General features: G+C 46.3%; 19 protein-coding genes. All 19 read right to left on the bottom strand.

Features of this window, described 5'->3' with window-relative positions; translation table 11 throughout:
- Window positions 1–114: 114 nt before the first annotated feature.
- The 19 genes from htpG to MHI55_RS06705 all read right to left on the bottom strand — a co-directional run bounded on the left by htpG (window position 115) and on the right by MHI55_RS06705 (window position 20507).
- On the bottom strand, window positions 115–1995 hold the full coding sequence (gene htpG, locus MHI55_RS06795) for a molecular chaperone HtpG (RefSeq protein WP_339189216.1): 1881 nt from the start codon (window positions 1993–1995) through the stop codon (window positions 115–117).
- 1320 nt (window positions 1996–3315) lie between these two features.
- A complete protein-coding gene (gene nikC, locus MHI55_RS06790) occupies window positions 3316–4215 on the bottom strand; it encodes a nickel transporter permease (RefSeq protein ID WP_074093899.1) in 900 nt (299 codons plus the stop codon).
- 228 nt (window positions 4216–4443) lie between these two features.
- Window positions 4444–5448, bottom strand: a complete 1005-nt coding sequence (locus tag MHI55_RS06785) for an ABC transporter permease (protein ID WP_315938337.1) — start codon at window positions 5446–5448, stop codon at window positions 4444–4446.
- A gap of 207 nt (window positions 5449–5655) precedes the next feature.
- Window positions 5656–7308, bottom strand: a complete 1653-nt coding sequence (locus MHI55_RS06780; protein ID WP_339189222.1) for an ABC transporter substrate-binding protein — start codon at window positions 7306–7308, stop codon at window positions 5656–5658.
- 920 nt (window positions 7309–8228) lie between these two features.
- Window positions 8229–9176 carry a glycoside hydrolase family 25 protein gene (locus MHI55_RS06775; RefSeq protein WP_076251415.1) on the bottom strand — a complete coding sequence of 316 codons (948 nt, stop codon included), beginning with the start codon at window positions 9174–9176 and terminating at the stop codon, window positions 8229–8231.
- A 251-nt stretch (window positions 9177–9427) separates the two neighbouring features.
- On the bottom strand, window positions 9428–9925 hold the full coding sequence (locus MHI55_RS06770; RefSeq protein WP_076251413.1) for a phage holin family protein: 498 nt from the start codon (window positions 9923–9925) through the stop codon (window positions 9428–9430).
- A 268-nt stretch (window positions 9926–10193) separates the two neighbouring features.
- Window positions 10194–11231, bottom strand: coding sequence for a phage tail protein (locus tag MHI55_RS06765; RefSeq protein WP_076251412.1), 1038 nt, complete (start codon window positions 11229–11231; stop codon window positions 10194–10196).
- Window positions 11232–11777 carry a putative phage tail protein gene (locus MHI55_RS06760; RefSeq protein WP_076251410.1) on the bottom strand — a complete coding sequence of 182 codons (546 nt, stop codon included), beginning with the start codon at window positions 11775–11777 and terminating at the stop codon, window positions 11232–11234.
- Window positions 11774–12832, bottom strand: coding sequence for a baseplate J/gp47 family protein (locus MHI55_RS06755; protein ID WP_340389375.1), 1059 nt, complete (start codon window positions 12830–12832; stop codon window positions 11774–11776). The genes MHI55_RS06760 and MHI55_RS06755 overlap by 4 nt, the downstream gene beginning before the upstream one ends.
- Window positions 12825–13238, bottom strand: coding sequence for a DUF2634 domain-containing protein (locus tag MHI55_RS06750; protein WP_076251406.1), 414 nt, complete (start codon window positions 13236–13238; stop codon window positions 12825–12827). The genes MHI55_RS06755 and MHI55_RS06750 overlap by 8 nt, the downstream gene beginning before the upstream one ends.
- Window positions 13235–13492: a DUF2577 family protein gene (locus MHI55_RS06745; protein WP_017690156.1), complete on the bottom strand. Its 258-nt coding sequence runs from the start codon at window positions 13490–13492 to the stop codon at window positions 13235–13237. The genes MHI55_RS06750 and MHI55_RS06745 overlap by 4 nt, the downstream gene beginning before the upstream one ends.
- A 6-nt stretch (window positions 13493–13498) precedes the next feature.
- The gene (locus MHI55_RS06740) at window positions 13499–14509 is read right to left on the bottom strand and encodes a hypothetical protein (protein ID WP_340389373.1); all 1011 of its coding nucleotides are present in this window, start codon (window positions 14507–14509) and stop codon (window positions 13499–13501) included.
- 13 nt (window positions 14510–14522) lie between these two features.
- Window positions 14523–15218 (bottom strand): phage baseplate protein, encoded by a 696-nt coding sequence (locus MHI55_RS06735; protein WP_036668863.1) that lies wholly within the window; start codon window positions 15216–15218, stop codon window positions 14523–14525.
- Window positions 15219–17192, bottom strand: coding sequence for a hypothetical protein (locus MHI55_RS06730; RefSeq protein WP_340389371.1), 1974 nt, complete (start codon window positions 17190–17192; stop codon window positions 15219–15221).
- Window positions 17193–17393: 201 nt separating this feature from the next.
- A complete protein-coding gene (locus tag MHI55_RS06725; RefSeq protein ID WP_076251400.1) occupies window positions 17394–17816 on the bottom strand; it encodes a phage portal protein in 423 nt (140 codons plus the stop codon).
- A 171-nt stretch (window positions 17817–17987) separates the two neighbouring features.
- Window positions 17988–18446, bottom strand: a complete 459-nt coding sequence (locus MHI55_RS06720) for a phage tail tube protein (protein ID WP_339189242.1) — start codon at window positions 18444–18446, stop codon at window positions 17988–17990.
- A gap of 1 nt (window position 18447) precedes the next feature.
- The gene (locus tag MHI55_RS06715) at window positions 18448–19764 is read right to left on the bottom strand and encodes a phage tail sheath family protein (RefSeq protein ID WP_339189245.1); all 1317 of its coding nucleotides are present in this window, start codon (window positions 19762–19764) and stop codon (window positions 18448–18450) included.
- Window positions 19764–19973, bottom strand: coding sequence for a hypothetical protein (locus MHI55_RS06710; RefSeq protein WP_339189247.1), 210 nt, complete (start codon window positions 19971–19973; stop codon window positions 19764–19766). The genes MHI55_RS06715 and MHI55_RS06710 overlap by 1 nt, the downstream gene beginning before the upstream one ends.
- A gap of 114 nt (window positions 19974–20087) precedes the next feature.
- Window positions 20088–20507 carry a DUF6838 family protein gene (locus MHI55_RS06705; protein WP_339189250.1) on the bottom strand — a complete coding sequence of 140 codons (420 nt, stop codon included), beginning with the start codon at window positions 20505–20507 and terminating at the stop codon, window positions 20088–20090.
- Window positions 20508–20582: the final 75 nt, after the last annotated feature.

The following is a 20582-nucleotide window of genomic DNA, read 5'->3' as shown; positions in this document are numbered from 1 at the left end:
TTTTATAGTTTCCAGGCTATATAAGCTCTGAGCCTTTCACCCGGAAACCGCATGGAACATTCCATCACTTTGATTCAGTGCATCGTCCTTACATCACTGCGATATCGCAGAAGTTTACACCATAACCTTACAGATATCGTTAGTGAACTCTACTGGATCTTGAATTGGCAACCCCTCGATCAGCAATGCTTGGTGGTACAGGAGGCTAGTGTAGAGGTTCAGCTTTTCCTGATCCTGTGCGAAAGCGTCTTTCAACGATTTGAAGACATCGTGATTCACGTTGATTTCAAGTACTTTGTCGGCTTGTACGTTTTCGCTGTTCGGCATAGCTTTCAAGATTTTCTCCATTTCAATCGTCAGCTCACCTTCAGTGGACAAACATACCGGGTGGCTTCTGAGACGTTTGGAAGCTTTAACCGCTTTGACTTTACCCGCCAATTGAGCTTGCATTGCTTCAAACAACTCTTTGTTGTCGTTGTCTTGAGCGTCCGTTTCTTCTGTGTCCGCGCTATCTTCGATACCCAGATCACCACTGGAGATGGATTTGAATTCTTTCTCCTTGTAGTTCGTGATCATCTTGATTGCAAACTCGTCGATGTCATCGGTAAAGTACAATACTTCGTACCCTTTCTCAAGAACACCCTCGATCTGTGGCAGCTTCTCAATACGGCTAATGGACTCACCAGATGCATAGTAGATGTACTTCTGATCTTCCGGCATTCTGGAGACGTATTCGTCCAGGCTCACGAGTTTGCTCTCTTTGGAAGACGTGAACAACAGCAGATCCTGCAAAGTATCCTTGTTCACACCATAGTCGCTGTATACACCATATTTCAATTGACGGCCAAACGCTTGGTAGAACTTCTCGTAGTTCTCTCGCTCGTCCTTCAGCAGGCTTTGCAGTTGGCTCTTGATTTTGTTCTTAATGTTCTTCGCGATCAGGCTAAGCTGACGGTCATGTTGCAACATCTCACGCGAAATGTTCAGGGACAGGTCTTCCGAATCCACCATACCTTTAACAAATCCAAAGTAATCTGGCAACAGATCCCCGCATTTATCCATGATCAATACACCGTTGGAGTAGAGTTCAAGGCCTTTTTCATACTCTTTGGTATAGTAATCAAACGGCGTATTTTCCGGGATAAACAGGATTGCATTATATACCACAGCGCCATCTGCGCTGATATGCAGGTGTTTGAGCGGTTTGTCAAAACCGTAACGTTTTTCCATATAGAAGTTCGTGTAGTCTTCTTCAGTCAATTCGCTTTTATTTTTACGCCAGATCGGCACCATGCTGTTCACGGTTTGTTCTTCTTGGTATTCCTCGAATTCGTTCTCCGTGCCCTCTTTTGGACGTTGACCCGTTACATCCATCTTGATCGGGTAGCGAATGAAGTCGGAGTATTTCTTGATGATGGATCTCAGGCGATACTCTTCCAAAAATTCGTCATACGAATCTTCTTCGGTATTTTCTTTGATCGTCAGGACGATTTCCGTACCTACGGAATCTTTCTCTGCTGGTGTGATTGTGTAACCATCCGCGCCTTCGGACTCCCATTTCCAAGCCTCGTCGCTGCCAAGCGTTTTACTCGTTACGGTCAGCTTGTCCGCCACCATAAATGCCGAGTAGAAACCAACCCCGAATTGTCCGATGATGTTGTGGCCGTCTTTGGCTTCATTTTCTTTCTTGAACGCCAGGGAACCACTCTTCGCGATAACCCCCAAGTTGTTCTCCAGCTCTTCCTGCGTCATCCCAATTCCGGTATCTGTCAGTGTGAGCGTGCGGTTTTCTTTGTCAATCGTGAGCTTGATGAAGTAGTCCTCTTTGTTGAAAACGAGCGAATCGTCGGTAAGTGCTCTGTAATAAATTTTATCAATGGCGTCACTGGAGTTGGAGATCAATTCTCTCAAAAAGATTTCTCTTTGGGTGTAAATGGAGTTGATCATCATATCCAGCAAACGTTTGGATTCTGCCTGGAATTCTTTTTTAGCCATGAGTGGTTGGACTCCTTTCAAATTGGGATATCGAATGATTTGACTGACAATAGAAAGTAACTGAGATAATCCTGCGGCCATTAGTAGACTCAAAAACCTTTGATCGCTCTAGTCCACAGTTATTGTGATTCACTTCTAACTGGCTCATTGTAAAAATAAGTGCACGACGTTCTGCAATGTAGCCGTTCCGGTTACGAATCGTTTTTCGGATCGCTGTTATCCCCATATTTCTTTGATTCCCTTTTGAAAAGGGAGAAATCCGGTGATAAAGGCGAACGCTTCGCTTCCTCCAAATCGATTTCGTCCCCTGAACTACTTTTGCATTTGATCAGCGACTAATTTTTTAGGATAGAGAATATCAATGAAGTGATATTTCTTAGACGTGGAATGCAGCTTCAAGTCTGTTGCATACCTTGGCTTCGCATGCTCTACTCAGGTTCAATATCTATTTTCAAAAACAGAATCATTCCATATGTAAGCTTATAGTAAAAACATCATCTGTTAGCACTCTAATGATCGGAGTGCTAAACCCTTCCTTTTATATAACATATGGGAAAATTGGGTGTCAATACGTAGGCGGTTATTTTAACTAAAAGATCGAATAACTCTTTAACTTTTGCACATCACCAATTATTTTACAGTAATCCCGCAGGTAAAACAAAAGCCGCCTCGAACCAAAGTTCGAACCGGCATGGTCAAAGATTGTGATGTGTCTCTTGCTGTAGTAGATAGCGTTAAAACATATCCATCTAATGTACCTTAGAGTATCCTCGGCCTTACTGTGATGAGATTGATGTATGTTGTATGGGTATTTTGGTATTTTGGTATCTTGGTATTGTGGTTGCTTGAATGTCTTGAGCAGTATGACAGTCACGCGCTAACGAATCTCAGAGACGTTAATTGGCCTTTTTGGGATGACTTCATAATCTAACGAATCGTAGACATGGTATTTCTCGACTTTAGCCAACCTTTTGAGACTTTCCGCAGGTTTTCGCAAAATAACGCGTGTGAGGTTCGTTAGACTGGGAAATTGGCTGGAAATCGTAAAATAAGGGCTCCCGGGTTCTTTAGAGTTGAAGCAAGTGTTGGCGTTACAGCTTCAGATAGGATTGTGATAAAAATTAGTGCTTACGGTTAGTGTTAACGTTGCCTTTGGCACGCATGCTGCGTTACAGAAGAAGTTAGGCTTGCAGAGCTAGAGTTTCAATCAAAATTGCAGTCTGAGTTCGAGCTTGGGTTACAAGTTACGGTCACGGTCACGGTCACGGTCACGGTCACGGTCACGGTCAGAGTTACGGTTTGAGTTTGAGTTTGATAATTCTACTTTTTGGCCATTTTCGGATCAAGGGTATCACGCAGTCCATCGCCCATTAGGTTGAAGCCGAGAACGGTCAACATAATGGAAACGCCGGGGAAGATCAGTGTCCACGGTGCTTTTTGTATAAACTGACGGGAGTCCGACAGCATTTTACCCCATTCGGGGTCGGGTGGTTGTGCACCCATGCCTAGAAATCCGAGTGCAGCAGCTTCGATGATCGCAGTCCCAATTCCGAGTGTACCTTGCACGATCAGAGGAGTAAGGCTGTTGGGCAAGATGTGGCGAAACAAGATTCGCCCATTGCCCGCTCCAAGTGTCCGTGCCGACGTAATGAATTCCTCCTGTCTCAAGCTGAGTACCCGTGAACGCACCAATCTTCCGTAGGTTGGAATGTTCACGATGGCAATGGCGAGCAGTGCATTTTGCAAAGACGGGCCCAATATCGCCACAATGGCGATGGCTAGCAATATCCCCGGAAAGGCGAGCAAAATATCAAATAGACGCGAGATAAGCATGTCCGCCCATTTTCCATAAAATCCGGCAATCAGCCCCAGCAGCGTGCCCGCAATAATGGAACCAATGACGGAGAAAAAGCCCACCCACAAGGAAATACGCGCCCCATGCAGCACTCTGGAAAACACGTCACGCCCCAGATCATCGGTACCAAACCAATGCTCTGCCGAAGGGGCCTGAAGCCGATCCACCAACACCTGTTCCTTGTAATCGTAAGGTGCGATGTATGGCGCGAGGAAGGCCAACAGGATAAAAAATACGATAATAATCAGACCCGCAAGCGCAAGCCGATTTCTCCGAAACGTTCTCCACGCTTCCCGCCATGGACCGGATGTGCTCGCCGACGCAGCGTCAATGGATGGTCCGGTATTGGTCGATAATTTGGCCATGCGGTGTCTCCTTTCTTGAACATGAATATAACAAAAGATCAACGCGTTCTATTACACTCAAGCACTACGATTGCATTACCATCTTCTGATCGCTGTTATCCCCAGATTATATTGATCCACCTATTTAAAGGTGAAAATCCGGCGAGACATGCGCAGCTATGCTTCCGATGTAGCTTTCTTTTAGAAAGTTTTTAGCTTCGCTTCTGCAGATTGGTTCTTGATGGAGCCCTATTTATAACTAATCCGTGGATCAAACACAGCGTAAAGCAAGTCCACAATCAAGTTGATCACCACGAAAAAGAACGCCACGATCAGAATGCCACTCTGGATCACCGGATAGTCCCGCGAACTAATTGCTTCATATATATAACGTCCCACGCCAGGCCAAGCAAAGATCGTCTCGGTCAACACCGCCCCCCCGAGCAACGATCCGGTCTGGATGCCGATAACCGTGAGGACGGGAATAAACGCATTTTTGAGCGCATGTCCATATACGACAAAAAACGGACCCAGTCCCTTCGCCTTTGCTGTACGAATGTAATCGGAACTCATCACTTCCAGCATGCTGGAACGCGTCATCCGGGCAATAACAGCCATTGGAATCGTTCCCAGTGCAACACTTGGCAGAATCAAATGTTTTGTTACGGTCCACAACTGATTCCATTGTCCAGCAATCATCGTATCCAGCACATACAAGCCCGTAATGGCATCCACCGGATCACGCGCATTCATGCGCCCAATGGACGGCAGCCACTGTAACTTGTTCGCAAACAGCCATTGTTCCATCAGACCGAGCCAGAAGATCGGCATGGATACACCCACCAAAGCAATGACCATACAGCAATAATCAAACCAGGAGTTGTGCTTCCATGCACTGACAATCCCGGCATTCACCCCAATAATGACAGCAAACAACATACTTGCCATCGTTAATTCAAGGGTTGCTGTCAGATAAGGCACAATTTCCTGGGCAATAGGCACCTTGGTGCGGATGGATGTTCCAAGGTCGCCTTTGAGCAAATCGCCCAAGTAGGCGAAATATTGCTGGAACCAGGGTTTATCCAGACCGAGTTGGTCACGGAGGGCCTGCTTGGATTGTTCGGTTGCCTTTTGCCCAAGTATGGTCTCGGCCGGGTCACCCGGGATGGCGTGGATGATGGAAAAGACAATCAGGGTCATGCCCAGAAGTACAGGCAGCAACACAAGCACACGTTTGACAATATAGCTGTTCAATCCTGTTCACCTGCCTTCGACATATCGTGCAAAATAAAAAGCGCCGGCAAAAACGCATGCTTTGGATAGTTACGTCCGGATGTGGGTTCTGCCAAGCATTTCGTCTCACCAGCGCTTTGATAGAAAGAATTAAAACGTAATCACTCCGAACTGTAGTGCCATCTTCAGATCGCAGTTATCCTGAAATGGATAAGTTCAGCTTACAGCTTACTCGAAATAAGCACCGGCATAGGATTCGGTGCCCAGTGGAGAAGGAACGAAACCTTTCAAGTTTGATTTACCCGCCAGAATTGGCGTCGTGTGTACCAGAGGAATCCATGGTGCGTCTTCCTTGATAATGACCTGTGCCTGTTTGTAAAGTTCCGCACGTTTGTCTTGATCGGTTTCTGTCTGTGCACCCGTCAGCAATGTGTGTAATTCTTCGTTTACATAATAACTGCGGTTGTTGCTTGGAATGGCATCTTTATCCAGCAGTGTATACAGGAAGTTATCTGGGTCACCATTGTCACCTGTCCAGCCGAGCATGTAAATGTCGTCCTTCTCCCCGGCCTTTGTATCTTCGAGATACGTTGCCCACTCCGGTGATTCGATGGTGACGGTCACTCCGATTTTCTCAAAATCGGCCTGGATCGCTTCCGCTACCTTCTTGCCATCAGGCATATACGGGCGGGATACCGGCATCGCATAGAAGGTTACCGGATCAGGCAATCCGTCAGGGAAGCCAGCTTCGGCCAGTAAAGCTTTTGCTTTTTCCAGATCATATGGGTAATCCTCAATGGTATCGTTGTATCCCCACAGCGTTGGCGGCATCGGGTTCACAGCAGGTTCAGCTTGTCCAGCAAAGAACGCATCAATAAGGGCCTGCTTGTTCACCGCATGGTTGAGGGCTTGTCTGACTTTGACATTATCAAATGGTTTCTTCTTAAAATTAAAGCCGATATACGCCACGTTGAACGGTGGACGCTCGATCTTCTGTAACTCGCTGTTGCCCTCAAGAATGGACAGATCGTCCGGGTTCAGGTCTTCCATGACATCAATCTCGCCGTTTTGCAGGGCATTGAAGCGAGCGGTATTATCCGGAATAGAACGCACGATTACTTTGTTCAGCTTTGGCAGTCCTTCTTTCCAATAATCCGCGTTTTTCTCCAGGGTGATGGAGTCGTTACGCTTCCACTCTTTGAATACAAATGGGCCGGTGCCCACAGGCTCACTCTTAAAGTTTTCTTTTTTCTCCTGAATCGCGGTTGGGCTGGCAATGCCAAATGGCGTCATCGCAATATTTTGCAGGAAAGGCGCTTGTGGTTGGTTCAATGTGAACTCCACCGTAGTCTCGTCCGTCGCCTTCACTTCCTTGATCACACGTCCGTCCTCTGGACCAAACATGGAATCGTAATAATCGAAGGAATCTCCTTCAAATTTATATTCACTCGCCGGATCGCCCCAGCGGTTGAAGTTGAACACAACAGCCTCTGCGTTGAGGTCCGTTCCATCATGGAATTTCACACCGGACTTCAGCTTAAACACATACTTGAGCCCATCCGCCGAAATCTCCCAGCTCTCTGCTAATCCAGGAACGACCTCTGTTCCGCCTTCCTTGTAGTCCAGCAATGAATCAAACACCTGATGCCCAATCTTCAGCGACTCCCCATCTGTTACAATCGCCGGGTCCAGTGCTACGGAATCCCCACCACGGCCCATAATCATCGTATCCTGTGCTACCGTTTCGGTTGGAGGGTCGGTTCCTTCCGCCGGAGCAGGCGTATTCTCTCCACTCTCGTTACTGGAGCAACCGGACAACACCAATACGGTACTCAAGGCCATCGTTAGAACACCGGACATCCATTTTTTTCTCATTCGCATACGTGCAACACCCTTCCCTGTCTCATAATGTGTGTGATGCTGGCATGAAAGATCTCCAATGTTGGCAATCGGTTTGGTGCTCTGTATCATATAAAAGGCTTTAGATGCCTGCGATACCTGAATTAATGTTCTGGGAAAAGTAAGGCATGTATATGAACTGTAAAAACAGCATGGGATACCCATAGAATACAGGTGAATATCAGATCACCGTGCACAGGATTAAGGACGTCGGTTGATTACTTTTATAGAAAAAGAGACCGTTCAACAACGTATCCTATGAGATGAATCTATGATATTGAATAAGATTGTTGCGTTTTATTTGAACTAAGGTCAATAAGAAACAGTGAATGGTTATGGACTGGTAAGAGCAAGTTTAAGTTGGTAGATTAAAAATACTGATGGGCATATGGATACTACGCTGCTGGCTACGCAATAAAGTCTGTTCCTTGAGCGTGTCGTCTTGGGCATGGAGTGTGGGAACCCAATTAGGTATTGTTAGCAATACGGATGAAAGAAACTCAACATAGGCTAGGTTGTTTGATGAATCGTGTAAGTTGTTTAAATCGGTGGCTTTCTCTTGCAGATTGGATGTGTAAAATGTATGAACGAGTCGTCTTGAGATGTTGGATTGTACAACAGGGAGACATTACAATAACTTCATATGTTATGGTTTTGTCATGATGAGGAGGATTGTGTAAATAAACTGTGGTGAAAAACAATTTCGTGTAACTTACTTTACATCACATTAATCAATTAGACAAGCGATTTACAGACATAAGTATTCAACTTTATTATATGCGTTAATATCACTTACACAAAACACAAAAAAGGAACACAGTTCGACAAAAAGCGTCTCGTGTTCCTTCTCCACTCAATCCACATTCAGATCAGATCAACATTTTAATTTGCTAAGAATCAGCTCACTTTTTAAACAAACCTCTGCGATGCATTACGGTAATAAAACGGTAAAAATCATAACTTGCCCCATTATCGATGCTGAACAATGGATTTTTGGTGTCATATGCTAGTGCTGCATCCACAGCTGCCTTCGCCCATACTGGAACTTCCATCTGCTGACGCGCCTGCAGTTTGTCGACCTGGGATTTGAGCGCATCAAACGCTGCTTTCTCTTCGGCTGTCATCGGTTCGCCCCCTTTCGGTGGTTCGGTTGGTGGATTCGGATGACTTGGATTCGTCGGATTGGATGGCTCCGGTGGTTTTGGAGTTACTGCTGCGTATCTTGCTCTGAGCTGTGCCGCTGTTCCCTCGAATTCATTCATATCCACGTTCCCACTAATGCCATTCACTTTGCCCGAATCCGTATACTGCCAGAACGTCCAACGCTTCCATGCCAGCTGGTCGTCCGGTACACGGGTGTTGCTGTAACGCGCGATCCACAGATCGTATGAGCTGAGTGATGTGTCAAAATTACCGGCAAATGAATTGCCCGTGTATATGATCGGTTTTACACCTGTCAGACGTTGTAATTCAGTTAAAAAAGCTTTGGCAACTGTATTCATCTGCGCTTTGCTCAGGTTGCCAGGGTTGTTCTCGTAGTCCATGACGGGTGGAAGTTGTAACGCTTTCGCGCCTCCAACTTTGTTAAGTGTATTGGCGTAATGTGCCGCTTCTGCCTTGGCACCATCGGTAGATGTCGCACGGAAGAAATGATACGTTCCGACCAGCATACCCGCAGCAAGTGCACCGGTTACATTTTTCTGATAATTCGGATCGGTATATGTCTGTCCCTCGGTTGCCTTGATGAATACAAATGTCATGCCACTTGTCTTTACTTGGGACCAGTCAATATTCCCCTGGTATCGGGAGACGTCAATGCCCTGTGTGTTGCCTGAACTCCTCGTTTGCATGTTTCTCACACCCTTTATGCGGCAAATTGCCGTTTGTATCAGCATTTTACATCATTCGATTCAAGCGTTCCCGGGTACAAGTATAGACAGATTAGAGCATTCTGATCTATACATTGCTGATTGGATGTCACTCTCTGGATTGATGCAAAATGCTCCTATAGTTAATGCGGTTGGATAAGGGGTTGCTTGTGTGCGTGTCCCTGATGGGTTGAGTTATGTGTATTTTCAAGTGCTAGCTTGCTATAGTCGCATTACTTCTTACTATCTCCAGTCCGTGAATCGATGTCGTCCGGATCTACCTGTGAAAAAGAGTCTTTGTCCCTCGGTGAGAAGTTACCGGGGAGTTCCCCGGTTCCCCCTTTGCCCTTGAGCACTTCAATTGCCTGTCTAATCACAGGCGGAATCGGAGCGCCCAACTTGCCCCCGTTTTCGATAATGGACAATAACTCATTTGCGATATAAAAAAAGGCGACCGCATCCCTGAACAAATGTCCGTCTCCCAGAACACCGTCCACCAAATGAGCCACCGATACCATTGCAAATATAAATACCTTTCGTGCGATGCCGAACATGCCTACGTTACTTTCTAATTTCCCACTCATACCCGCCGCCGCGATACCAGTTAGGTAGTCGAGGATGACGAATACGAGTAATACACCGAGCACGCCTGTCCAGCCTCCGAAGAAGTAGGTTACCGAGCTGCTCATGAGTGCAATTCCCCATTTCCATAGGGTATCCCATCGTTCCATGGTTTCACCTCAATTAATCTTTAAGTTTCTTTAGTATTCTTCTTCTCTCAAACGTAACAAGCAAAGTTTCCAATTAAACAACCCAAACAGTACTTCCCTGTTCAAAATAAAAGTTAAGTATAATATAATCTATCAACTTTACAATACAAAAATTAACTTATAAATAATCCCTAAAAAAGGTTTCTACTTCCTAATACATAATTATGTTTTTCCTCTCTGTCACAATTCGAAACCAATATTGAAACTGAAATTGAACTACTTAAAAACTTCATCGAATTACCCCACCACCAAAAGTAAGTTCCGAACCTTGTAGCTGTGAATCTGATTTTGATACTACGGATCCACCAACGACATACAAAGCTAGATAGTTATTACTACCTGTGTTTTTCTCAGCATACACATGGCTAATTAAATCCACATATAGCGCATAATATTTGTTGCTAATTTTATTTTCAATAAGGGCTACATTAGAAGCACTGCGTATGAAAACACCAATACCAGTATCACTAGTTGCCTGTTCAAATTTACAATTGCTCAACCGTACATATTTACATAGTTCAATTTGAAAAGAAGTGCCTCGAGTGTTGATTACATCAAATCCGTATATCTCGACTTCGACTGAGCAATTATTTAAATAGCAGCTGCCTATTGTCACTTCGTTGGAAGCGTTCAAATAAATTCTACCTATACCTGACTTTCCAGATATTATAATCTGCTCCGGATAGTTTCCTTTATTCACTCTTACATAAACTCTGTGGTTTATAACTTCAGGTAGGATTGAAATAGCCTTAGCTATAGTTTTGAAAGCCTGGGCAGGAGATAAGCCTGTATTACCATCATATCCTGTACTAGAATTAACATAATATGTCAAGTTTTCAGTAGATGTCGTTGGACCTGCAGCCACTGGAGTCCATATGATTCCATTATAATATTCCATCTTTCCAGCTTTGATTCGCAAGCCATGCGTTTCCGAACTATTAACTATTGAGTCGGCATGAACATCAATTGCATAATTTGTAGCAATCCTCGCATCCCTAACCGCCTTCTCCGTTGCCGCCACCGTCTCGGACGTGCCATCCGTCTTACTAGACAACTGAACCTTCCCTTTCTGCGTCAAAGACGCATCAGGAACATCTATCTCCTCTATCGCTTCACGAAGTTCCTCTAAATCTTGCTTAGTCGCTACACCCTCATCAACCTTCTCCCAGTTCTGATCCAAATATTTATCCAGATCAAAATAGGTCGTCGATGGCGTGGAACGGTCAATCTTATTCAATCCCAAGTTTGGTGTTTTTGGTTCATTCATCTATGCTCCACCTCCTGCAAATTTATCCTGCCCTGTCTGTTCGATCTCCTCCAGCGTCATGCTTTCAACTTCCGCAATCGTCAAATACCGCAGACGGTAGTCCACGGTCATATGTGCCGGTTTGATATCCTCAATCGCTGCCTTCAGATCATCCAGATTGGGTGGCAAGCCCCATGTGTCGATGAAGCGAATTCGGATCAAGTATTCCTCGGGCAAAACGGATACATCAATTCCGCCACTTTCGTAGGCCTGCGCCACGTTCTTGAGCATGGAGCCAGCGACTTTGCCGCTACCGCGCATTTTGGAAATGATTACGGATCTCCGCTGGTCATCTGGCTTGGCTTGATTCGTCGGAATCTGCAAATCTCGCTCATAACGTTCCAGTGCCCAGGTCGCAGACTCTGGGTAGAATTGATCCAGCACACTTTCCAAACCCACCGTAAGCTTGTCCAGCTCTACACCTTCGGTCTCCGTGAGAAGCTGCATCTCAAGCACATTTTCATACAATGGGGGCAAAAGAGTCATTAACACCTCTGTTTTACTCATGTCACCTTCACCGTCCCAAGAACAGCTACTGCGCCGGGAGCGATCTCCAGATTGGACATACCACCATTCACCAGCAGATCGCTATAATCGATCACGGGCGGGATATCCAGAATGACATTGGCAATACGTGTCCAACGAACCAACGGATCCGCAAAAGCCAGTTCTTTCAGATACGCCGTAACTCCCGTTTCAATCAGTGTCTTCACTCCCTCGTACGTTGAACCAGAAGCAAGCGTGACCTGCACCTCAACATCAATAGGTGTCTCTTGCGCTCCCACTACTGTGACCACGGGTCCGATTGGAGCAGCACCTTCACCCATTCCATCCTGAGTTGGATCGATATATTCCTGCACCGCCTCAATGACCGCCTCAGCAGGTGTTTGCATTTCATTATTCAACAATGCCACTTTGACTGTACCCGGCCCGGCCCACAGTGGAAAAGCCTTTGCTTTGCCCACACCGGAGTTTTCCCGTGCCCATAACTCATACTGATATTTGTTCGCACTCGTGACCGGACGGGAAACTTTGTCCTGATAGCGATCATATAAGGCCTGATCCGTTTCCTCGTCTTCGCCAGGAACCAGCAACTGTGTCAATTCAGCTGTCGTCAGGCCAGCAATATAATCGATGGGCAGCAGCGCCCCCGTATATTCATTACCTTCCGCTCCCGCGACTTCACACTCCAACACATATCGTCCTGCCGCGATGCGCTCCACAATAACGTACACCCGATCCCCCGTAGAAAAACGACTCTCCAAAGGAACTTCAACAGGCTTACCTTCGTTATCCCGAAAACTCCCAACCCAACGTGCCTTCGTGGCCGCTTTCCGACTAATACCAGACCAAGCCACCGCGCGATCCAAGTACTCTCCAGAGGCTGTATCTGCAAACTTCAGATTGGCGTTCACATCCAGCTCGATATACATCTGAGCCATTTCCACTGCCGCTGGCGCAAGTGCATCATAGATAATGCTGCCTTCACGTTTATCCACACCATCTGGTACCCTATCCAGCATTCGGTTTAAAATAACTTCAAACGTCTGCTCTTCATACATCCATGTTCACCTCCGTCTCCTCCCTGAAGCTTCCAAAATCCGTTTCCACGGTAAACGAAACTCGTACCCCGTCAGCCTCGTGGACAAAATCGAACTCGGTTACATCCGAAATGCGATCATCTGGAAGCAACGCTTCGCGAATCCAGCGTTCCAGTTCCGATTCAACCATGGATCTCCCGGCCATTCCTTCCCAGGACCATTCCATACCATAATCCGAGGAATAGATTAGATGCTCGTAGCGGCGTGTGGACAACGCTTTATACACCGCCTGTTTTACCGCATCTTTTCCATCCAGTTGCAATCTTCCAATTCGTTGTCCCGAAGCTTGAAATACATAAGTTAGACTCGGAAGCACAGTAGCTTCTTCCTGATCTTCTGCGCTAATCTGCGCACCCTGTGGAATCATGGATTCACCAGCCGATCCAGCACAACAAAGCTGTCTCCACCTTGAACACGTAACAACAAAACATGGTCACCCACGGTCCAAGTTTTGTTCACTACGGATTCCGGCAGTACCAGAAAAGGCTCAGCCAATGCCAGCCGTTGTTCAACGGTGATCTCCAGAGGCTGAGTGTTTGTCACGCTTCCGTACATTACCTGAACGGGAGACTTGGCATCTACAGCGGCCACCGCCGCCTTTTTAATCACGTCCAGCATCATTTATCGTTACACCACCTTCAAATCCAGCGACATCGTGTGCACGCCTCCCTGTACCTTATGCGTACATTCGTCTACCAGAAAATATTGATTAATCTTCAGTTCATCGATCTGGATGTTGACAAAACTGCCTGCCCTCACCTTGAAATCACCAAGTGCATCCACTTTCAATGTCTGCGTCTCACGATTGCGAAGGGTCATCAGAGTTTTCAGCATGTCATCAATCTGTCCTTCGTTCAGGCCATCATCCGCTTTTTGGTACAAAAAAAGCAGCCCCCATTGACGGATGCTGCCTGAATCCTGATGAACAAACACTTCTCTTTTTCCCGTATCCTTGTTATCCCGATACAGCTTGATCTTGTTATACGTCTGGTCGTCAATCGACCGCGTATAGCTGTAATCCGTGAGCAGACTGTTATCCCCAATGACAAAGCCGTAAGGCATCTCTTCCACATCCCGAAGCACAAGCTTGCCGAAATCATCGTAGAAGATGTAGTTTTTGCCGCCATAGATCAGCGTTCGGTCCAACGCCTCACAGATCATGTCAATCAGCTTTTTGTTATCAAATAACATGCGTGGAATAACATATTTGGGCTGAATCAGATCACCAGTCTTCAACAGGAAATCCTTTGCAATTCGTTTAATTACATCCGCAGCAGTAGCATTAACGAACTTGTACGTCTGATTCGCAGTCAGATAACGCATCTGGTCGTAGGCTTTGATTTTGACACTTTCGTCCTTACCGCTATCCACCGAGAAGATATATCCGTAAAATATGCCTACCTCGTTGCTGATATATTTCACGACATATCCATTCTCATAGGTAAATTTCTTATTTTGGTACAGACTGCCCTTGATCAACGTGAATTCCAGAGAGGAAGGCTTGCCGATGCGGGAGGTTTTGTACGTAATGTCACCGGCAATTTCGCTAATGTCCCAGATGTTGCCCTGCTTGTCATCCAGCAATAACCGTTCCTTCATGTTTGCCAGCTTATCATCCAGCCTGATCTGCTCTTGCATATTCCCTCTCCTTTCACGGAAGCTTGATCACAAGTCCAATCGGCAGCTTCTTCAGTTGTGCATCTTTGATGCTATTCAGCTTTTGCAACTCTTTCCAGCGAGATCCATCTCCCAGATGGGCTTTAGCTACAGACCACAAGGAGTCTCCGGCTTTGAGTGTGACAGTCTTGGGCTGGATTTTTTCATTGGGCCGGGAGGCTTTGGTTTTTGTTTTCGAAGCAGCCGTATCCTTGCTGTCCTTGAGTGGCACTACTTTTTTGGCGGCATAAAAAATGAACTGCTTCAGCTTGATATCATACTGGATATCCCCCACCGTACCCGCTGTCTCCTTCCAGTCGAAGCTCTCAATGGAAACCGCCATATTAATGGTGTACCTTGCACTGGAAAAGAACAGCCTGACGGGTCTACCCGTCTGCATCCAACGGATGATCTTTTTCACATATTCATAAGGATCACGGTAAAACTGCTTCTGAATTGCCGGATGTCTTGCATCGTAGTTCAGATGATACGGGCTGTAGTCTGCCGGAAAAATCCCGCTGAAACTGACTTCACGCAGCTTCGGCGATTTGATCACGTTAATTTCACCCAAAGCGCTCACATTAAACGTACTACCGTCTCCCGAATCCGAAAACTCAATGCTCTCAGGTGTCACCGGGAAAAACATGTATTCAGAGCGGTTATTGAAGCTTAGTTGAATATAATATTCCACTTATCCATACACCCCCTGCGCACTGGAGACGATCTGACTGTTCAGTCCATCGGTGATTTTGCTGATGATGCTGTCCACGTCATGTCCGCTGTTGATATCCCCTGTGGTGACCTGAACGGTTGGAGTAAGGCTGACAAATCGCTGAATCGCCTGCATCTCAGCAAGCTCACGCATCAGTTTCAAGTCCTCGCTGGTTACATCCACTGTGCCATCCACGTCACCGATCTTGTCCACCTGTCCGATATTGTTAATTTTGTTAATGTTACTCATGTTGCTGTTGGGAACAACGGTGGGAGCAGGTGCAGTTGGCATCGATGGCATGGAAGGTGTTTTTGGAGTTGAGCCGCCGAAGTTTCCGGGTAATTTTGTTTCTTTGGAATTTGGATCAGGCAGAGAAGGTATTTTTGATAATAGTTTTTTTGCTGCATCTTGTCCCTTGTCAGAAACCTTTGGATCGAATTCTCCGTCCATTCGATTCATGTGGAATACATCTTTGTCACTCTGTGGCTCAAATGATTTCAATGTATCCATCCAACCCTTGACGTTTTTACTAGCAATGTTGATATCGGCTTCGGACATGACAGCTAAATTTGTACCAAAGATATCATTAATAAAGGAAGCTACCTTCCCAATTGCCCCCATCGCTTTGCCCAGAAAGTCCTCAATTCCTACAATAAGATTGTAAAATATCTGCATCCCGAACATTCCCAAATCGTAAAGCAATTTTTGGAATGCATAGAATGGGTCTTTGAAGACATTGGCTATGAACTCTGCGAATATAGCAAATCGATTCCACATCGTGGCAATCACAACCCTTACCATTTCTCCAAGCAGCATAAATGTACCGATAATTGCTCCCAAAATCTCAGTTCCCGATATTCCCATCATGCTTAAAATACCGATAACAGCTGCGATGGCAGCAATGACGAGCAGAATAGGCAAATTCAGTAATAACCAGGCTGTAACCAAACTGTAAACTTGGATAATGACCAAAGCCAGAGCCACAAGCGCAAGCGCCATAAGGATCGGCTGAATAATATCCCAGTTTTGTTGGATCACACTTGCTATATACAGAATGCCATTTACCAGCATCGTCAGCGCGTTTGCCGCAACCGTAAATGCATTGCTAAGCCATTCAATAATGCCAGTGAATTCACCATTGGCAAATGCCTCATTTAATCGATCTAGTAGAGGCGTCAAGGCAACAAGAGCTACCTGTCCAATCTGGCCGAGAACCCCATTAAACTGATTCACCAGTGCATTCCACTTCTGCAAGGGTGAATCCAGCATGGTGTCAAAAGCCTGTTGGGTATAGCCTTGCTTTTGCAAAATGACATCAAGCTTTTGTATAAACTCATCCAAATTGGATGAATCGATAGTTTGCTGCAGACCCGCTCCGCTTAGTGCTCCAACAGGAATGTTAAAAGAATTGGCGAGTTCACCATTGTTTCCGTTCATGGCAGCAACCAAGGCACTGGATGCATCTGACATACTTTTTCCATCTGGAGAAAGCAAGCTCAACCGTTTAGTCATATCCCTCAGTTGATCAACTTGGTCGGTATTCTGTGCATACGGAATAAGAGATAGTGTGCCTTTCAAAGCATCCGTAACATTCTGTCCGCTCTTGAAAGCTTCCGCACGGTAGCGATTGAAGATCATCTCCCCCTGAGCATCGTCACCCGTAGCAGCCATATAGCGATGCTTCAGATCCTCTTCTTGTGCTGCTGGAACAAGAACCGCTTGTCCTGCTGATTTCATCATGCTGATCCAGGCTCTTACACGCCCGGCTCCTTCTGCAAAAGCGGCGTTCACTTTGGCTTGTTCCTCGGATACGCCCTGTAGCAATTTGGATGCCATTGCAATACTGTTCAGTCGAGCAGAATTAAACATGGTACTTATAGCAGCAGGTAATTGTTGAAATTGCGTTACTATACGTGTTGAAGTAAGGTACAGTCTTGCAAACATGGCATACATTCATTTCTCCCTCCTTTCCTTTTTATTTCTTCCGGGTGCGATTTTTGGCCCGTTCTTTCTTCTCTTCCTCCACCCGGATGGAGATCATTGCATAGATCGCTGCTCGTTCTCGCATGGAGAAGGCCATTAGCTGATGCGGCAAAATGTTTAATTCATGGAGAGCGTAATAAGCCAGATTGGCTTCAGAATCGCCCTCTATAATTAGTTTTTTACGTCATCCACCAGTTCGTTCATATCCTGATTGAAGCCGTTCAGCTTCTGGACCTGTTCACCAAGCGAAGCAAATTCCCCAGGCAACAGCATTTTCCGCAAAAGCGATTCCGCCCCCATCACGCCATATGAACGTTGGAGTTCTGCGTTTTTCAAATCGGGATAAACGACACTTGCCGTCATCAGACGAGCCATGTAATCATTCGCATCGATGTCGGGTGTGTAGACACCGTTCTTGCCCTTAATTTTGCGGGTAGCTGCCTTGCGGCATTCCTGGTTTTCGTCCTCAGTCATGCTGCGCAGTTTCCAGGCAACGGGCTCACCTTTCTCATCTTTAAATCGGGGGGATACGGTAAACTCCTCCGTTGTATCTGTTGCTGCATTTTGGGCAAAAAACATACTCAGTCCACTCATGTATTGTTCCTCCTCTAAAGTTAGGTCCCCCGCCGCACGAAGCGGCGAAGAACAATATTTTGACACGCCAAATAGCCCGTAACACAGGCAAGTTGAACAGGTTTCTTTTACAAACCCGCTGTAAATTTATACTCTTTATAAATCTCAAATCATTATGCTTTCCACGTTACATTACTTCGGCAGATTGAACGATACAGGCATATCGACATCTTCAAAGGTAAAGCTCACTTCTTCCTCCAAAGCCTCCGCCTCGGTATCCAGGGATGCCATGATCACACTGTCGAGGTTGACACCTTTGAGGGTCACGGTCTGTTTGCCAATTGTAGAGGAAGGATCTTCGTTGGTCACTTCAATGTCGAAATACGTGTCCACACCATTTTGCATGTACTGGAGCATCAGCTCGCGGAAACGGGAAGTGGTATAGAAAATTGTCATGGAACCCGAACCGGACCAACCAGTTGCTTTGTGCTGTACACCGCGGCGGCCCAACGTTTTTACCTCTGCTTTTTGTTTCTCCACTGTTGCTTCCAGCGTCTTCACATAATACATCTCTTCCGTCTGTCCGTTAATCGTTGCGTATGCGCGGCCTTCTTGGCCGGAGATTGTGTCACTTGCTTTCAAAAATGCCATCTTAAACCACCTTCACTTTCATATATACTTTTTCAACGGAATCCACAGGTTGGACCTGAATCTCGATCAGAATACTGTCAGTCTCATTTCCCGGAGTAACGGTAATATCTGTTTTCGAATCAAAATTTTGAATCGCCCCAATATCCTGAAGTTGCTTGAGGTAAGTAACACATTGGGAACGGAACAGGCTGCGCCCATCTTCGTTGTTGTTCACTTTACCGATATAATAGGACTCGAAAATCCGTTTCATATCGTTAGCGATGCCATCGAGTACACGCACCACACGGTTTTTGGCAAAATGACGTGCCTTATCCGGTGTCACCGAACGGAACGTATTTACATCCTGCTCCACCACCGCACGGTTGCTGCTCGCCGTGAATACAAACTCTCCATTACGCAATGCCGCTTCTGTCTCGCTATGTGTCAGTCGTCCGTTCACATCCACGGCATCGTCATACGCACGGAACGTCAGGGATTCATTCAGGTTAGCACCCGCTGTTGCACCGGCAGTCCATGCTACGGTTTGTTTCGGCGTAAGAATGGTACCGTCTGCGAGCACAACACCATTTTTGACACTGATAATGCCTTCATGATCTGCAGCCGGATAATCGGACAGAACCAGCTGTACCTTCTTGCCCTCGGTATCACGCAAACGCTTGATGTAAGCTGTGTAGACTGACTTGAGTGTGGCATCATCTGAAATCAGGCCGACCGTGTTAAAATCCAGTACTTCCAGCTTGGTGAGGAAATCGGAATGCTCCTGGTTCGTTGCTGCGCCATCCAATCCACCTGTTAGTGGAAGTGACGCTGTAGCTGTGAGTGCCCCTTCACCAGTAAATGTAACGTATGCGTTGGATTCCAGAGCTTCGATGGTGGATGAAGTTTGTTTGTCTACTTCTTTACCCGCAAGCAAAGTGGAGACATCCAATTGTTCCGGTTCATTGATATTCGCGGAGATTACAACAGCCAAATCGTTACCACGTACACCGCCGTGTTGGGCTGTGACTGTCAGTTTATCCAAGGTTGCCTTGGCTTTGGTACCTGCATTGAGTCGATAAAGAAGTAAGGTCTGCGCCCGTTTCAATGCCTCGCGGATCAGCAGCAATTGCGGTGCTGTCCAGTCATAGCCCAATTTGGCTTGTACATCTTCACCTGCTTGTACCGTCAGGATTGTGCCTGTTTGCCCCCATGACAATGGAAGTGCCAATGCGACCGTTCCCCGCTCCCCTACCGTACCCGGCAATGAGCCCTCTGATGCAAAATTCATATATACGCCGGGGCGTACCTTGTTTTGTGTCGTCCATGTTCCTCCAGCCATTATTGTGCCTCCCCATTCATAAATTGTTGGATGTGTTGCTGTGCTTCTTGCAAAGTGTATGTTTGTTTTTCCAGCAGAACTGCTGCCAAAATGTCTTTCTCAATCCAGCTAAGTTGCCTCGATTCGGCGAACTGTGCTTTGCTGTATTTTTGATTGTTTTTCTGTTGAGCTTCCGGTGTTTTAGGATCCGGTTCTTTTTTCGTAAACATCGCCAATGCGCCTCCTATTCCTTTCATACTGATCCCCTCATTTGGTTAATTAAGTTCAAGCTATACTGACTACTCCAAGGACAGGATAAACATCGTTACGTTGAACTCATATCATTATTCTCTCGTAGCTTTAAGTACGGAAGGCCGCTGTTCCAGTTGTTGCATAGTAGCGGCGGACTCCGACACTTTGGTGGTTCGCATGGTATAGTACACCAGCATTCGCGGTGTGTCATTCTCCGTCTCCCAACGCAGTTCCGTTGCGCGATAGGGTGTGCCCTCCACGTTGATGGTTTCCAATGCTTCAAACAACTCGTCCGGCAGTGTTGCCGGGATATTGTCTGCGTCAAGCCAGCGGATTTCAAAGGCATAAGATTGCACGAAGCGATCGCTTCGTTCCCTGGTGAGTTGAGCGGACTGCAGACGGTAGGATATGCCCGGGGTGGGACCAGTGCCCGTTTGGGGGAGGATCGGGATGTTCGGGAAGTGCTGAGTTAGTGTTGTAGAGATAGAGTCGGTTAAGTGGTTTATGCTCATGGTTCACCTCCTTTGGGGTTGAATATTTTTACAAAAGGTATCGTTTCTATATGACACCGGACTGGCATCCGATTT

It is taken from the genome of Paenibacillus sp. FSL E2-0151 (assembly GCF_037993015.1).
GTDB lineage: Bacteria > Bacillota > Bacilli > Paenibacillales > Paenibacillaceae > Paenibacillus > Paenibacillus amylolyticus.
Note: the sequence above shows the minus strand (reverse complement) of the source record. Positions and strands in the feature narration are given on the sequence as shown.

Bases quoted from the DNA above. Each gene is read 5' to 3' on its own strand.
- htpG (WP_339189216.1), bottom strand. From the start codon at position 1,995: ATGGCTAAAAAAGAATTCCAGGCAGAATCCAAACGTTTGCTGGATATG.
- nikC (WP_074093899.1), bottom strand. From the start codon at position 4,215: ATGGCCAAATTATCGACCAATACCGGACCATCCATTGACGCTGCGTCG.
- MHI55_RS06780 (WP_339189222.1), bottom strand. From the start codon at position 7,308: ATGCGAATGAGAAAAAAATGGATGTCCGGTGTTCTAACGATGGCCTTG.
- MHI55_RS06775 (WP_076251415.1), bottom strand. From the start codon at position 9,176: ATGCAAACGAGGAGTTCAGGCAACACACAGGGCATTGACGTCTCCCGA.
- MHI55_RS06770 (WP_076251413.1), bottom strand. From the start codon at position 9,925: ATGGAACGATGGGATACCCTATGGAAATGGGGAATTGCACTCATGAGC.
- MHI55_RS06765 (WP_076251412.1), bottom strand. From the start codon at position 11,231: ATGAATGAACCAAAAACACCAAACTTGGGATTGAATAAGATTGACCGT.
- MHI55_RS06760 (WP_076251410.1), bottom strand. From the start codon at position 11,777: ATGAGTAAAACAGAGGTGTTAATGACTCTTTTGCCCCCATTGTATGAA.
- MHI55_RS06755 (WP_340389375.1), bottom strand. From the start codon at position 12,832: ATGTATGAAGAGCAGACGTTTGAAGTTATTTTAAACCGAATGCTGGAT.
- MHI55_RS06750 (WP_076251406.1), bottom strand. From the start codon at position 13,238: ATGATTCCACAGGGTGCGCAGATTAGCGCAGAAGATCAGGAAGAAGCT.
- MHI55_RS06745 (WP_017690156.1), bottom strand. From the start codon at position 13,492: ATGATGCTGGACGTGATTAAAAAGGCGGCGGTGGCCGCTGTAGATGCC.
- MHI55_RS06740 (WP_340389373.1), bottom strand. From the start codon at position 14,509: ATGCAAGAGCAGATCAGGCTGGATGATAAGCTGGCAAACATGAAGGAA.
- MHI55_RS06730 (WP_340389371.1), bottom strand. From the start codon at position 17,192: ATGTATGCCATGTTTGCAAGACTGTACCTTACTTCAACACGTATAGTA.
- MHI55_RS06725 (WP_076251400.1), bottom strand. From the start codon at position 17,816: ATGAGTGGACTGAGTATGTTTTTTGCCCAAAATGCAGCAACAGATACA.
- MHI55_RS06720 (WP_339189242.1), bottom strand. From the start codon at position 18,446: ATGGCATTTTTGAAAGCAAGTGACACAATCTCCGGCCAAGAAGGCCGC.
- MHI55_RS06715 (WP_339189245.1), bottom strand. From the start codon at position 19,764: ATGGCTGGAGGAACATGGACGACACAAAACAAGGTACGCCCCGGCGTA.
- MHI55_RS06710 (WP_339189247.1), bottom strand. From the start codon at position 19,973: ATGTTTACGAAAAAAGAACCGGATCCTAAAACACCGGAAGCTCAACAG.
- MHI55_RS06705 (WP_339189250.1), bottom strand. From the start codon at position 20,507: ATGAGCATAAACCACTTAACCGACTCTATCTCTACAACACTAACTCAG.